This is a genomic window from Corynebacterium sp. HMSC08D02, from assembly GCF_001807505.1.
GTDB classification, from domain to species: Bacteria; Actinomycetota; Actinomycetes; order Mycobacteriales; family Mycobacteriaceae; genus Corynebacterium; species Corynebacterium pseudogenitalium.
This window is the reverse complement of the sequence record NZ_KV789240.1, coordinates 1-13,340: the sequence shown is the minus strand read 5'-3', so window position 1 is coordinate 13,340 and position 13,340 is coordinate 1. Positions and strand designations below refer to the sequence as shown.

Annotated in this window: 14 protein-coding genes and 2 tRNA genes; 11 read left to right on the top strand and 5 right to left on the bottom strand. The window is 61.2% G+C overall.

The window, feature by feature from the left end; genetic code table 11:
• Positions 1-125 precede the first annotated feature (125 nt).
• From HMPREF3170_RS05190 to HMPREF3170_RS05180, 3 genes are read right to left on the bottom strand one after another with little or no spacing between them, the layout of a single operon-like run.
• Positions 126-476 carry a fluoride efflux transporter FluC gene (locus tag HMPREF3170_RS05190; protein WP_168161627.1) on the bottom strand — a complete coding sequence of 117 codons (351 nt, stop codon included), beginning with the start codon at positions 474-476 and terminating at the stop codon, positions 126-128.
• Positions 476-847, bottom strand: coding sequence for a CrcB family protein (locus HMPREF3170_RS05185; RefSeq protein WP_240492789.1), 372 nt, complete (start codon positions 845-847; stop codon positions 476-478). Before HMPREF3170_RS05185 ends, HMPREF3170_RS05190 begins: the two co-directional genes overlap by 1 nt.
• Before the next feature lie 21 nt (positions 848-868).
• Positions 869-2,287 carry an alanine/glycine:cation symporter family protein gene (locus HMPREF3170_RS05180; RefSeq protein WP_070478264.1) on the bottom strand — a complete coding sequence of 473 codons (1,419 nt, stop codon included), beginning with the start codon at positions 2,285-2,287 and terminating at the stop codon, positions 869-871.
• Positions 2,288-2,456: 169 nt separating this feature from the next.
• Here HMPREF3170_RS05180 and pgm point away from each other — a divergent pair, with 169 nt between their 5' ends.
• From pgm to HMPREF3170_RS05150, 6 genes are all read left to right on the top strand, one after another.
• Entirely contained in the window at positions 2,457-4,112 is a 1,656-nt protein-coding gene (pgm, locus tag HMPREF3170_RS05175; protein WP_070478262.1) for a phosphoglucomutase (alpha-D-glucose-1,6-bisphosphate-dependent), read from the top strand.
• A gap of 11 nt (positions 4,113-4,123) precedes the next feature.
• Positions 4,124-4,594, top strand: coding sequence for a MauE/DoxX family redox-associated membrane protein (locus tag HMPREF3170_RS05170; RefSeq protein WP_070478260.1), 471 nt, complete (start codon positions 4,124-4,126; stop codon positions 4,592-4,594).
• 53 nt (positions 4,595-4,647) lie between these two features.
• Positions 4,648-5,376, top strand: coding sequence for a DsbA family protein (locus HMPREF3170_RS05165; protein ID WP_070361966.1), 729 nt, complete (start codon positions 4,648-4,650; stop codon positions 5,374-5,376).
• Positions 5,377-5,461: 85 nt separating this feature from the next.
• A tRNA-Ala gene (locus HMPREF3170_RS05160) sits at positions 5,462-5,534 on the top strand.
• A gap of 53 nt (positions 5,535-5,587) precedes the next feature.
• The gene (gene pulA, locus HMPREF3170_RS05155) at positions 5,588-7,531 is read left to right on the top strand and encodes a type I pullulanase (RefSeq protein ID WP_083290875.1); all 1,944 of its coding nucleotides are present in this window, start codon (positions 5,588-5,590) and stop codon (positions 7,529-7,531) included.
• A gap of 43 nt (positions 7,532-7,574) precedes the next feature.
• Positions 7,575-7,647: transfer RNA gene (locus HMPREF3170_RS05150), tRNA-Ala, on the top strand.
• Between the two features lie 20 nt (positions 7,648-7,667).
• Here HMPREF3170_RS05150 and HMPREF3170_RS05145 read toward each other — a convergent pair.
• Complete coding sequence (locus HMPREF3170_RS05145; protein ID WP_070478259.1) at positions 7,668-8,531, bottom strand: RluA family pseudouridine synthase; 864 nt, start codon at positions 8,529-8,531, stop codon at positions 7,668-7,670.
• A gap of 35 nt (positions 8,532-8,566) precedes the next feature.
• On the opposite strand from HMPREF3170_RS05145, the gene HMPREF3170_RS05140 reads away from it, so the two are divergent.
• On the top strand, positions 8,567-9,058 hold the full coding sequence (locus HMPREF3170_RS05140; RefSeq protein WP_070478257.1) for a methylated-DNA--[protein]-cysteine S-methyltransferase: 492 nt from the start codon (positions 8,567-8,569) through the stop codon (positions 9,056-9,058).
• Positions 9,042-9,797 carry a fructosamine kinase family protein gene (locus tag HMPREF3170_RS05135; protein ID WP_070478255.1) on the top strand — a complete coding sequence of 252 codons (756 nt, stop codon included), beginning with the start codon at positions 9,042-9,044 and terminating at the stop codon, positions 9,795-9,797. The genes HMPREF3170_RS05140 and HMPREF3170_RS05135 overlap by 17 nt, the downstream gene beginning before the upstream one ends.
• Here the strand turns inward: HMPREF3170_RS05135 and nadE are convergent.
• Positions 9,794-10,642 (bottom strand): ammonia-dependent NAD(+) synthetase, encoded by an 849-nt coding sequence (gene nadE, locus HMPREF3170_RS05130; protein WP_070478253.1) that lies wholly within the window; start codon positions 10,640-10,642, stop codon positions 9,794-9,796. The two genes, HMPREF3170_RS05135 and nadE, sit on opposite strands and share 4 nt — an antisense overlap.
• Positions 10,643-10,677: 35 nt before the next feature.
• On the opposite strand from nadE, the gene HMPREF3170_RS05125 reads away from it, so the two are divergent.
• From HMPREF3170_RS05125 to HMPREF3170_RS05115, 3 genes are all read left to right on the top strand, one after another.
• Positions 10,678-12,039 (top strand): sugar porter family MFS transporter, encoded by a 1,362-nt coding sequence (locus HMPREF3170_RS05125; protein WP_070478251.1) that lies wholly within the window; start codon positions 10,678-10,680, stop codon positions 12,037-12,039.
• Between the two features lie 114 nt (positions 12,040-12,153).
• On the top strand, positions 12,154-12,276 hold the full coding sequence (gene ykgO, locus HMPREF3170_RS05120) for a type B 50S ribosomal protein L36 (RefSeq protein WP_018020497.1): 123 nt from the start codon (positions 12,154-12,156) through the stop codon (positions 12,274-12,276).
• A 69-nt stretch (positions 12,277-12,345) separates the two neighbouring features.
• Positions 12,346-13,185: a serine hydrolase gene (locus tag HMPREF3170_RS05115; protein WP_141742210.1), complete on the top strand. Its 840-nt coding sequence runs from the start codon at positions 12,346-12,348 to the stop codon at positions 13,183-13,185.
• Positions 13,186-13,340: the final 155 nt, after the last annotated feature.

The following is a 13,340-nucleotide window of genomic DNA, read 5'->3' as shown; positions in this document are numbered from 1 at the left end:
TGGTACCCACCGCACTCTTTTTTGTGCACCCACACAACAAACAAACGGGGATGGTTGTGTGCGGCCGGTTACCAATTCTGGTCCACAGACAACACACAAAAAGTATTTGCAGAGCTTTGTATCGTCTAAAATGCCGCGTTACCGCGCATAACGCCTAGCCCTGCGAACGCAACGCCGACGGCGAGCGTCCACAACAGATACTTTACGCATCTTGCGTACCTGCGCTCTTTGAGCAGCATTCCTGCTTCTTTGGCGAGCGTCGACCATGTAGAGAGCGCACCAGCAAACCCCGTTCCAATGAACACTGCCCACATCGGCGCCATCGCGACTGTAAATCCGAGGACCATGGATGCAGCAGCGTTGGCAGTGAAGGTGCCCTTGCGCGGTGGGAGGGCGGAACTAATCCACCACCGTGCGGCGCCGCCTAACGCGCCGCCAAAGAACACTGCAGGGATGGCAATTGGGTCAATAAACACTATCGATCACCTGCCTCCTTGCGATCACGCATGGTGTCGCCAGCCCACCAGCCAGCGATGCAGAGAACAACGCTGGAGAGTACGTAGATGAACGCAGTGATTGCAGTCGTTTGCGCTGCGGCGACGGTGAGAGCGGAGAACGTCGTGAAGCCTCCGAGGAAACCTGTGCCGAGTAATGGGCCTGGTCGGAAGTAACCCATTGCGTAGCTGCCTAAGACGTTGATGCCAAGCGTGACCAGAAAAGCGTAATGCGGTGCTGCAGGCAGCACCGCAAGGAGTCCCGCTGTAAGCACGTAGCGTGTAAGTGCTCCCGTGCCAGCTCCGACGCCTACCGCGAGGGGCTCATTCGACTCAATGTTTTGTAATTGCACACCAGAAGTCTACTAGTGCGCTTACTCCCAATTCATGCCTTGCTGCTTTACAAATACTGCAACCTCCTCGGGGCTACGGCGAAGCTTCGGATCGAATTTGAGGTACTCGCGAGTCTCACGGGCGACGAGCCCGGAAAGCAGCAGTAGACCGATGAGATTCGGGATTGCCATGAGGCCGTTCGCCAGGTCGGAGAACGTCCATACGAGTTCGAGGTGCGTGGTGGCGCCGAGGAACGCTACGGCGGTAAAGAACATCTTGTATGGCAATGAAGCCCACTGGCCGAAGAGGGCGGTTGCGGCGCGTTCGCCGTAGTAGGACCAGCCCAGGATCGTAGAGAATGCGAAGAAGATGAGGGAAACGGAGACGATGTCGCCGCCCCAGGTGCCTGGCAGGACCGTCGAGAAGCCGCGTGCGGTCATGACTGCTGCTTCGTCGCGTCCCATGTCCCACGTCCCGGAGGTCACGATGACAAGGCCGGTGATGGTAACAACGATCAGGGTGTCAATGAACGTCTGGGTCATGGATACTAGTGCCTGGCGGGTGGGGTGCTGGGTCTTCGCTGCCGCAGCGGCGATTGCTGCAGAGCCCATGCCGGACTCGTTGGAGAAGATGCCGCGGGCAACACCGAACTGGATTGCCATCATGATGGTGGAGCCGACGAAGCCACCGGTCGCGGCTGAGCCGGTGAACGCGTCGTGGAAGATGAGAGAGATAGCTGCAGGGATCTGGTCTGCCATCAAAGCGAGCGCGACGATGCCGCCACCGACGTAGAGAACAATCATCAGGGGAACGAACGCTGCCGTGATCTTGCCGATGCCTTCAATACCACCCAAGATGGCTGCGCCGACGCCAATGAAGATCAGGATGCCGGAGACAGTAGGTTCGATGCCGAATGCTTCCTGCATGCCTGCAGCGATGGAATTGCCTTGAGTGAGGTTACCGATGCCGAAAGACGCGAAGATAGTAAAGAGCATGAACGCGACCGCGAGCACGGACCCCAGCGGGCCTGGGATTCCGCGGCGGAGGTACTCGTGTGGTCCTCCTTGTTGGCGTCCTTTGTCGTCGGTGGTGCGGAAGCGGACGCCGAGGTAGGCCTCGGAGTATTTCGACGCCATGCCGACGATGCCTGTGACCCAGATCCAGAGCAGGGAGCCCGGGCCACCGATCGAGATCGCGGTGGCTACGCCGACGATGTTGCCGGTGCCGACTGTTGCGGCGAGGGCCGTCGTTAAGGCCTGGTAGTTGCTGATGTCGCCGGAGCCTTCTTCATTCTTATCGACGAACGCGTGGCGGGTCGCGCGACCGAGCGTGCGGAACTGGATGCCACCCATTCGGACGGTCAGGAAGAGGCCCGTGCCGAGCAGCAGCGGGATGAGCAGGAATGGGCCCCAGACGAACGAGGCAATCGTACCGAGGGTTTCGTTGAGTTGCGCAGCCATCGTGATCCTTCCGCAATAGGGTGTGGGCCAGGTTACCTTTCTCCCGATAACGTGATTGAGATAATAGACACATAACCTTCCGTGTGTACACGGTTTGTACGATTTTTCTGGCGGAAGTTTCCAAAAAAGGGAAAGATGGGTGTGAACGTATTCGAAAGGATGTTGTCGTATGGCTCATGAACGTGCTGGCCAGATTGCCCGCCCGGAAGATTTGATCGATATCGCGTCGTTGGTGACTGCTTACTACACCCGTGATGTAGACCCGCACAATCCTGACCAGCAGGTGGTGTTTGGTACCTCTGGTCACCGTGGTTCTTCGCTGGATAACGCGTTTAATGAGGTGCATATTCTGGCGACCACGCAGGCGATCGTCGACTACCGTCGTGAGCAAAACATTGGCGGTCCGGTCTTCATCGGGCGCGATACGCACGCGTTGTCTGAGCCGGCGATGGTCTCCGCGCTTGAGGTGCTGTTTGGCAATGGGGTTGAGGTGCTTGTTGACGCCGCTGGGCGTTACACACCGACTCCGGCGGTGTCGCACGCAATCTTGTCGCACAACGCGAAGCTTTCTGGCGGGGTCACGGGTACTGATCCGAAGCGCGCGGACGGCATTGTGATTACGCCGTCGCACAATCCCCCGCGTGATGGTGGTTTCAAGTACAACCCGCCGTCGGGTGGTCCGGCTGACACGGACGCGACTGACTGGATTGCGAAGCGGGCGAACGAGTATATCGCAAACGGTTTGGAGGGCGTGAAGCGCTCCGCGGCGTCTGGTGTGCTCGATGAGCGTGCGCAGCGCTATGACTACCTGAATAACTACATCAATGACTTGCCGAACGTCGTCGACATTGCGGCGATTCGTGAATCCGGTCTGAGCATCGGCGCTGATCCGATGGGCGGAGCGAGCGTCGATTATTGGGGTGCAATCGCTGAGAAGCACGGCCTGAATATGACCGTGGTGAACCCGGAGGTCGACCCGACCTGGCGTTTCATGACGCTCGACACTGATGGCAAGATTCGCATGGATTGCTCCTCGCCGGACTCGATGGCGTCGCTGGTGCACAATCGTGACAAGTATGACATCGCTACCGGCAACGACGCTGACTCGGACCGCCACGGGATCGTCACGCCGGACGCCGGCCTGATGAACCCGAACCATTACCTCGCCGTCGCGATTGAGTACCTGTTCTCACATCGCGAAGGCTGGGCGGACAACACCGCGGTTGGCAAGACGCTGGTGTCCTCGTCGATGATTGACCGCGTTGTGGCGTCGCTCGGGCGCACGCTCGTTGAGGTCCCGGTTGGCTTTAAGTGGTTCGTGCCAGGGCTTATCGACGGCACCGTTGGCTTCGGCGGCGAAGAATCCGCGGGTGCGTCCTTCCTGCGGAAGGACGGCACGGTGTGGTCGACTGATAAGGACGGCCTGATTCTGGATCTGCTCGCGGCGGAGATTACAGCTGTGACGGGGAAGACGCCGTCGCAACGCTACGCTGAGCTCGCTGAGAAGTTCGGCTCCCCGGCATACGCTCGTATCGATGCCCCGGCGAACCGCGAGCAGAAGGCGACGCTGAAGGCGCTCTCCCCGGAGCAAGTCACCGCGACCGAGCTGGCTGGTGAACCAATCACCGCGAAGCTGACCGAGGCACCAGGCAACGGTGCACCGATTGGCGGCCTGAAGGTCACCACGGAAAACGCCTGGTTCGCGGCGCGACCATCGGGTACGGAGGACAAGTACAAGATTTACGCCGAGAGCTTCAAGGGCAAGGAGCACTTGGCGCAGGTGCAGCAGGCTGCGAAAGAGCTTGTTGCGCAGGTGCTCGGATAGAATGGCCAATCGTGACTGAGACACACGAGACCAAACAGGCAAGAGGCAAGCTGCTGGAAATCGCGTCGGCTGCGGCGCGATTTGGGCTGGCGGCCGTGTGGATTGTCGCCGGGTGGACCAAGATTGGCGCCCATATGGAAGTGACGCAAAACATCATTGCGTACGAGATTTTCACCCATGAGTGGTCGAATATTTTGGCGCAGTGGATTGGTCCGCTGGAGCTTGCCGGTGGCCTGTTCCTGTTGGCGGGCATCAAGTTGCGTGAAAGCGGCTGGGTGTCAATCGTTGTTTTGGTGCTATTCATCATCGGGATGTACTCAGCGTGGTCGCGAGGGCTGGTCATCGACTGTGGATGCTTTGGCCCGCAGCCATCGGATGAAGGCACGAACCTCATCGAGACGATCCTGCGTGACTTTGTCTTGATCGCGGCGACCTTGTTCATGATTTATGTGCCGTACAAGAAGTTTGCGATTTATCCATAGCCTCATCCAGCGATTAAGCTGTTGGGCAATTTCCAACGTCAAGGAGTAAATACGTGACTACCCGTAAGGTGAAGAACCCGAACGAGAAGAACGGTGCAGGGTTCATCTGGGCAATCGTTGCAGTGATTGCGATCGCGGCGCTTGTGATCGGCCTGATTTTCGTCAACGGCAAGAAGGGCCGCGAGGCAGCCATGGCCGAGAACATGATTGACACTACTGGCATCACTGTGAGCTGGAACGAGGACGACCACTTCATTCGCCTCGCAGCCGAAGATGTCGACGACGCCCCGATGGCAGAGCTCTACGAGGACTTTTCGTGCCCACACTGTGCAGATCTGGCAGTAGCGACGGATGAGCAGATGCTCGAGAAGCTGCGTGAGGGCAAGATCGAGGTCGAGCTGCGCCCGATGGTGACGCTCGATGGCCTGACCAATGGCCACTCCACGATGGGGCTGGCTGCGGAGCTGGCACTCGTCGCTAATGATGAGCCAGCGGCGATGATGAACCTCCGCGACCACCTGATGGTGAACCAGAGGGATGTGTACTCGAAGGTGACCGACGATGACCTTGCTGACCTGGCGCGTGACTACGGCGCGAGCGACAAGGCGGTGCAGGATATCCGTGATAAGACCTATTACGATGCTGCGCGCGCAATGTCGAACGGTAACTTGAAGTTGCAGCAAGAGCGCGGCGGTGAGGCGGGGACTCCGCGCGTCATGGTTGACGGCAAGGACGTTGAAGGCGAGATCAACAACTGGGTCGATACCGTCGCAAACAGCTAACTATATGTCCGTGTGGGGGCTGGCTGCATGATTTGTGGCCAGGCTCTCTTCACGTGTATGGTGATGAAAGCTCGTAAGAGTTCAAGGGGCTATGGCGCAGTTGGTAGCGCACCACACTGGCAGTGTGGGGGTCACGGGTTCGAATCCCGTTAGCTCCACAGAGAGTGCTCTCCACCGGTTAAGAACTGGTGGGGAGCTTTTTGTTGTAGCAATGAGCTGTGTTGAGGGTGAGTCTGCGATCAATTACTCGAACGAGTTTCACGAGAAGTATTTCTACGATGGCGAGCTCGGTGCGATCTATACCCCGGAAAAGACCACGTTTCGGGTCTGGGCGCCGACGGCGAAGTCGGTGGAATTTCTGAACTACTCCGATAACGCTGCCGCGACTCCTCTGGCGAGGTGCGAGCGTGGGACCTGGGAACTCACCCTCGAAGGTGACCGCCACGGGCTGGAGTACCGCTACCGACTGGAGTTCGGGGACGGAACGGTCAACGAAGCCGTCGACCCCTACGCGCGGGCAGTGACTGCCAACGGGGAGCACACCGTGGTCGTTGATGCGGAACATATTGTGCCCGAGGGGTGGTCCGGCAAGCGTATGGCGCCGTTTTCTTCGATGCAGGACGCCATCATTTATGAGGCACACGTGCGCGACCTGACCATCGGACCGGACAATGGCATCACGCACAAGGGGAAGTTCCTGGGACTCACCGAGGCTGGGACCAAGACACAGGCGGGGAACCCATCGGGTCTGGACTACTTGAAGTCCCTGGGTATCACCCATCTACAGTTGCTGCCGATCTACGATTTTGGCAGCGTGGATGAGACCGGCGACCTGTCGTTTAACGCACAGTACAACTGGGGCTACGATCCGGAAAACTATAACGTTCCCGAAGGCTCCTATTCGACGCACCCCCAGGACCCAACCGCGCGGATCATGGAACTGAAGTCCATGATTGACGCGCTGCACAACAACGGTATCCGGGTCATCATGGACGTGGTGTACAACCACGTCTACGTCGCGGAGCACTCGCCGTTGCAGCAGACGGTGCCTAACTATTTCTTCCGGACGGACCCGCAAGGCAATTTTCTTGATGGGACGGGCGTCGGCAATGAAACCGCGTCAGAGCGGCCCATGATGCGCAAGTACATCGTTGACTCAGTGACGTACTGGGCCACAACATACAACATCGATGGCTTCCGGTTTGACCTGATGGGGATTCATGACGTCGACACGATGAACGCCGTGCGCGAGGCGCTCAACGAGATTGATCCTTCGATAGTCATCCTCGGGGAGGGGTGGGAGATGGGCAACCACCCCGAAGGCGTGCTCGGCGCGAACCAGAAGAACGCCGACAAGCTGCCGGGTATCGCGTTCTTCAATGATCACTACCGCGACACCGTCAAGGGCTCCAACTTTGAGTTGGAGCATGCTGGCTTTGTAAACGGCGCGGATCAGGAGCATCGTTCTTGGGACCTGCTGAACAACATCAAGGGCGCTCAGCACGTGCGGGACTACCTGGGTCCGGAGCAGTCCGTGGTGTACAACGAGGCTCACGATAACTACACGATGTTCGACAAGCTCAAGGGCAGCATGCCGCACGCGTCTGATGAGGAGATCGCGCGGCGTCATGCACTCGCTACGGCCACGCAGTACTTGGCCAACGGAGCAGTGTTCATTCATGCGGGGCAGGAGTTTCTGCGCACGAAGGCGGGCGACCACAACTCGTACAAGTCGCCAGATGAGGTCAACGCGCTCGACTACGACAGAGCAGCTCAGTTTGCAAAGCACGTGCAGTTCTTCCGCGACCTGAACGCGTTCCGCAAGCGCTACGACTTCATGCGCCTGCCGAGCTATGAGGCGATTAACAGCAAGTACACGCACGGAATCGTTGCTGGTGCTGACAACGTGCACATGAATCATGTTGCCTACACCGTGAAAAATGCATTCCCAGGCAATCGTGACGCCTTCGTGTACGTGAACGCCGCGACGGAACCGTGGCAGGCGCCGCTGCCAACCGGTGAGTATGAAGTGATGATCCAGGCAACGGACGTCTACGAGGAGCCACGACTACTCACTTCACACGGCGACGTTACTGTCCCACCGCTGAGCATCATGGTCCTCCGGGCAGCCCCGGTCGCATTTGCCTCACATTAAACGCACGGTATAAGCTGGCACCTACGCGTGTTTTAGCGTGCGCGGGGCTATGGCGCAGTTGGTAGCGCACCACACTGGCAGTGTGGGGGTCACGGGTTCGAATCCCGTTAGCTCCACAGAAAAGACCGCAGGTTGCTTAAGACCTGCGGTCTTTGTGTTCCCGGACCGGCGCCGTCACTGCGACGTGCTCGCCGTTGCGCAGCGTGAACTCCAGCTGGTACGCGTGCAGGAACATGCGCTGCGCGCCCGTACGCGAGCCGTACGCGCGGTCGCCGACGATGGGGTGGCCTTCGTGGGAGGCGTGGACGCGGATTTGGTGGCGTCGTCCAGTAATGAGCTCGGCCTCGACGAGCGTGTTCGGCCCGCGGTTTTCCACGCGGCGGAATCGTGTGTGGGCGTCGTCGCCGTCGGCACGTACGACCATGGTTTTCGGTGTTCGCGCGATCGGGGCCTTTACGTCGCGTGTACCCGCCCAGCGTCCCTCCACGACTGCGCGGTAGATGCGGATCACGTTCTGCTCGCGGAAGGCTCGCTGCAGGTGGCGCAGCTCTGCATGGTTGAGCGCGATCAGCAGCGCCCCGGACGTCTCCTTATCAATGCGGTGCGCAAGCTCAGCGTCGGGGTACACGTCACGGATGCGCTCGATGACGCCGCGCCGCGTCCCGGTTCCCGCATGCACCGGCACCCCCGCCGGCTTATTTACTACCAGTGCCGTCGGCCCCTCCCACAGCACCTCAAACTCGTGGCTCTTACTTTTCGACGCCCTCTTCGCTTCCTGACAGAACTCACCCGGCAACGTGATCACGTCCCCAGCCCGGACGCGGTAATCCTGCTTGATACGTTTCTGGTTGACCCGCAACGCCCCCTTGCGTGCGAGCTTGAACAGCATGGTCGCCGGGCACGTGGTGTAGCTGGCGAGGAACTTGTGCATCCGCCGACCGTCGTGGTCCTCCGGGACCGTGATCGCCGTGTATCCAGGTAGGGGAATGCGGGTGGTCATGGCTGGCACCATAGCAAGGTGCTAGTACTGGTGCCATGTGTGAAACATCATTCGCTACCGTCGAGACGCAGGTAGGCCCCTTGACAATCGTCGTTTCGCCGCGCGGAGTACGCCGGATCGCGTTGCCGACGGACGACCCCGCTGAGGTAATCCACGCCACAGGCGCGCGCCCCGGACCGATTGGTGCCGTCCGCGGGCAGCTCGAGGAATACTTCGCCGGGACACGAACGTCTTTCGATGTCCCGGTCGACCTTGAGGGCCTCCCGCCGTTCCGGACGAAGGTGCTGGGCGCGCTCCAACACGTGCCGTTCGGTGAGACGATAACGTACAAGGAGCTTGCTGCGGACGTCGATAATCCGGGGGCGGTGCGTGCCGTCGGCACTGCGTGCGCGAAAAATCCGCTGCCGCTGCTCATTCCGTGCCATCGGGTCGTGCGTAGCGACGGCCACCTCGGGCGCTACCGTGGTGGGGAAGACATGAAGCGATTCTTGCTTGCATTGGAGGGCCACCATGAACGATTTCAGTAAGCGTTGTACCGCGCCGGGCCAGGCGAGCAGCGAGGCCGCCGGCCTGCGCTGGCTGCGCGAGGGCAGCGAGGCAGTCGTGGAGGTCCGCGGCGTGGACGAGGAGCAGCGGACGTTGCGAATAGAACGCGTCGAAACCGTGCGACCCACTCGTGACGCGGCGCGCCGGGCGGGGGAGGAGCTGGCGAAGTTCCACGCGATGGGCGCTGAAGCCTTCGGTGCGCCGCCGACCGGGTGGGATGGCCCGAACTTCATCGGCCGGGTTGAGCAGGACTGCGTGCCGGAGCAGCGGTGGGCGAAGTTTTATACCGAGCAGCGCGTGCTGCCGTTCGCTAGGAGCGCACATGTGGCGGGAAATATTTCGAAGCAGCAGCTAGAGCTCGTGGAACGCGCCTGCGCTGCGCTCGTTGAGGGGGACGAGGACGCCCCGCTGGCGCGTATCCACGGCGATCTTTGGGCGGGCAACCTGCTCTTCGACGAGTCCGGCCCGAGGTTCATCGACCCGGCGGCACACGGTGGGCACCCGTTGACGGACATCGCCATGCTGGCGTTGTTCGGCGCGCCGTTTTTGGAAGATATCCTTGCGGGCTACGAGTCGCGGGCAAGCCTGGGGGAGGACTGGCGTCGGCGCATCCCGATTCACCAGCTTCACCCGTTGGCCGTGCACGCGTTGACGCACGGCCCGGCGTACGCGGGGGAGCTTGCCAACGCCGCGCAAGCGACGTTAGACGTGACGGGCTAAGCCTTCCACCAGGAGGAATCTGGCCCTGGCGGCAGGTGTCGTTTGTGCTGGCCGATGCGCCAGAGGTGCTCGATGCGTTCCGCCGCCGCGGACGGAACGGTTTTGCCTTCGAGGTAATCGTCGATGTGCTGGTAGGTCACGCCGAGCGCTTCTTCATCGGGCAAGGCCGGGCGGTCCTCTTCCAGGTCGGCGGTGGGGACTTTCTCCCAGAGGCGAGGGTCGGCGCCGAGCTCGCGGAGGAGAGCTGCGCCTTGGCGTTTGTTGAGGCCGGCGAGGGGGGTGAGGTCTGCGGCGCCGTCGCCAAACTTGGTGAAGAAACCGGTGACGTTTTCCGCCGCGTGGTCAGTGCCGATGACCAGGAGGTTGCGCTCGCCGGCAAGCGCGTACTGCGCCACCATTCGAAGGCGGGCTTTCACGTTGCCCTTGTTGAAGTCGCTGAGGGGCGCCCCCAACGCACCGGCGACCTCATCGCTGAGCGCCTTCGTGGCAGGAGCAATGTCAACGGTCACCGTCTCATCCGGTTCGATGAAGCGGAGCGCCAACTGGGCGTCGTCCTCGTCGACTTGGACACCGTGGGGGATGCGGACGGCGAGGAAGTGGGCGTCGACACCCGAGTCCCGCAGCCGCTCGACAGCGATCTGTGCGAGGCGACCTGCGAGCGTCGAGTCCTGGCCCCCGGAAATGCCGAGTACGAAACCGGCTGAGGAGGCTGCGCGGGCATAGTCGCAGAGGAATGCGACGCGACGCTCGATTTCGCGCGCGGGATCAATCGAAGGTTGGACCCCGAGCGTGTCGATGATCTCTTGCTGTTTGCTGCTAACTTGCGGTGAATCTGGCCGAGACATAGGAACCAGCGTACCCACGGTGCATATTGGTATGCATGCAACAACTCACCACCGCCCAACGAAGCTACGTCCGGAAAGTTGCGGGCGTTGCCGCGCTGGGCGGGCTGCTCTTCGGCTACGACACCGGCGTGATGAGCGGCGCGCTGCTCTACATCACCCCCGAATTCCAGCTCACCCCAGGGCAAGAAGGCCTGGTGACCTCAATGTTGCTCGTCGGCGCAGCGGTCGGCGCGCTCAGCGGCGGGTCGATCGCGGACAGGCTTGGGCGCAAACGCACCTTAATAATGGGCGGCATCGTGTTCATTGCAGGCTCGCTGTGGTGCGCGCTTGCGGGGTCGGTGGGAGCACTCGCGGCGGCCCGAACGTTCTTAGGAGTCGGCGTCGGCGGAGTGTCCATCGTGGCGCCGATGTACATCTCGGAGATGGTGCCCGCCCGGGTGCGCGGCAAGATGGTGTCGCTGAACACGCTGATGATTGTGGTGGGGCAGCTGCTCGCGTACTCCGTGAACTCCGCACTCGCCTCGACCGGCAGCTGGCAGCTGATGCTCGGACTCGCCGCAGTGCCCGGAGCCGCGCTGGCCATCGGCATGGCATTCCTGCCTGAAACGCCCCTGTGGCTCGCCCGCCACCAGCGTATCGACGCAGCCCTCACCATCGGCGACCGAGTCGGCATGACCCGCGAAGAACTCACCCTCGAAACCACCGAAGACGCCGAGCTTCGCGCCCAGCGCGGCGGCGAGTGGGCCCGCCTGCGTAACGTTCGATGGCTACGCATGACCGTGCTGATCGCCGCGCTGCTCGGCATCACGCAGCAGGTCACGGGCGTGAACGCCATCGTCTACTTCGCGCCAACGATGATGAACAAAGTCGGCCTCTCCACCGAAAACGCCGTCTACACCTCTATGGTGATCGGGCTCGTCTCCGTCGTCGCGTGCTGGGTCGGACTGCAGGTCATCGACAGGATCGGCCGCAAACGACTACTGCTCATCGGCCTGAGCGGCAACGTCATCTTCCTCTTCGCGCTCACGCTCACGTACCGTGCCGCGGAAAACAACGCCGCACTCGCGTGGGTCTCACTCGCCTGCATGGCGCTGTTCATCGCGTCGCAGCAAGCAGCAGTCTCGCCCACGACCTGGCTGCTTATCTCCGAGCTGGTCCCGCCACAAATCCGCGGCGCCGGCATGGGCCTCGCAGGACTCGCACTGTGGGTCATGAACTGGATCGTCGCCCAGTTCTTCCTCCCACTTGTCGACGCCCTCTCCGCCACCGCCACCTTCTCCATCTTCATCATCTGTGGCATCCTTGCAGCAGGATTCGTCCGCTACTTCGTCCCCGAAACAATGAACCGGAGTCTGGACGAAGTGGCGTCGGAAATGGAGCAACGCTACACCAAGTAGCACCGGCGTTTTGGTTTCCCCACGTGATGGGGTAATATAACGCGACGTGTCGCGACCAGACTGTTTCCAGTGGTCGCACGAAGATGAAGATCCTCGATTAGAAAGGAGCGCCCGATGAAGGTCCGCAAGTCGCTTCGGTCGCTGAAGAACAAGCCGGGCGCCCAGGTTGTGCGCCGCCGCGGCAAGGTTTACGTCCTGAACAAGAAGGAGCCACGCTTCAAGGCTCGTCAGGGCTAATTCAGCACTCGTGAAAACCCGCACCTCGTGTGCGGGTTTTTTCGTGCCCGGGGCACTAGGGTGGTGGAGGTGAAACGAGCATGCTGCGCCCTCCTCGCCGTGACCGCCCTCGGGGCCTGCGGGACACCCACTAACGACGCCCCGCCGACCATCACCGTCACCTCAACGACAACGCACCCGAACGCTCAGCCGCCTGCACTAGTTGACGAACCGGTGGGCGAAGTGGGCGTCGATAAGCTGCTCTCCACTATCGCCGACGAAGTTGCCAACCAGTTCGGAGGTACCGTCGCCGTCGCCGCGGGCGGCGTAGGAAGCAGCGACGACCCAGCGATGCCAGCCTGGTCCACCATCAAAGTCCCCCTCGCAGTTGCCGCGTACCGCGTGGCGCCCGACACCGCGCAGCTCGCAGCACCTGCCGCGATCACTGCCTCAGACAACGACGCCGCGCTGCAACTCTGGAACGCCCTGCCACCCGGTGCCGGCGATACCGTCTTGGCCGAGGGCGGCGTACCAAAAACCATCAACACCGAACGCATCCGGCCCGAGTTCTCAACCTTCGGCCAAACCATGCTCACCGCCGCCGAGGAATCCACTTTCATGTCCAATCTGAGCTGCCTGAGCGACGCCGACCCCGTCCTTGAGTTGATGGGGCAAATCGTGCCTGGGCAGGACTACGGCCTCGGCCAGCTTCCCAATGCGCGGTTCAAAGGCGGGTGGGGGCCCTCGGAGACTGGTGGATACGAAGTGCGCCAGATGGGACTCGTGTCAAATTCCGCAGAGCAGGACGTTGCTTTGGCTTTGGTCGTTGTCCCCGCCGACGGCAGTTACCAAACCGGCCAAGCCATGGCCAACGCCGTTGCAGAACAGCTCCGCGGCCGACTGGATCAGCTGCCGGTTGCGGCCTGCTGATTGTTTGATGAGGGTGTCCGCGGGGCGGACAAACAGCTGGCGAAGCTTGGCTCAACCCACCTCTCAATAAGTAAGGTTTCCGCGGCGCGGACAATTTACCCGTTGTTGCAAAGCAACCTCGCGCACAGTCCGCCGCGCGGACTCCAACGAAGCTT

Bases quoted from the DNA above. Each gene is read 5' to 3' on its own strand.
- HMPREF3170_RS05180 (WP_070478264.1), bottom strand. From the start codon at position 2,287: ATGGCTGCGCAACTCAACGAAACCCTCGGTACGATTGCCTCGTTCGTC.
- pgm (WP_070478262.1), top strand. From the start codon at position 2,457: ATGGCTCATGAACGTGCTGGCCAGATTGCCCGCCCGGAAGATTTGATC.
- pulA (WP_083290875.1), top strand. From the start codon at position 5,588: ATGAGCTGTGTTGAGGGTGAGTCTGCGATCAATTACTCGAACGAGTTT.
- HMPREF3170_RS05145 (WP_070478259.1), bottom strand. From the start codon at position 8,531: ATGACCACCCGCATTCCCCTACCTGGATACACGGCGATCACGGTCCCG.
- HMPREF3170_RS05140 (WP_070478257.1), top strand. From the start codon at position 8,567: ATGTGTGAAACATCATTCGCTACCGTCGAGACGCAGGTAGGCCCCTTG.
- HMPREF3170_RS05135 (WP_070478255.1), top strand. From the start codon at position 9,042: ATGAACGATTTCAGTAAGCGTTGTACCGCGCCGGGCCAGGCGAGCAGC.
- nadE (WP_070478253.1), bottom strand. From the start codon at position 10,642: ATGTCTCGGCCAGATTCACCGCAAGTTAGCAGCAAACAGCAAGAGATC.
- HMPREF3170_RS05125 (WP_070478251.1), top strand. From the start codon at position 10,678: ATGCAACAACTCACCACCGCCCAACGAAGCTACGTCCGGAAAGTTGCG.
- ykgO (WP_018020497.1), top strand. From the start codon at position 12,154: ATGAAGGTCCGCAAGTCGCTTCGGTCGCTGAAGAACAAGCCGGGCGCC.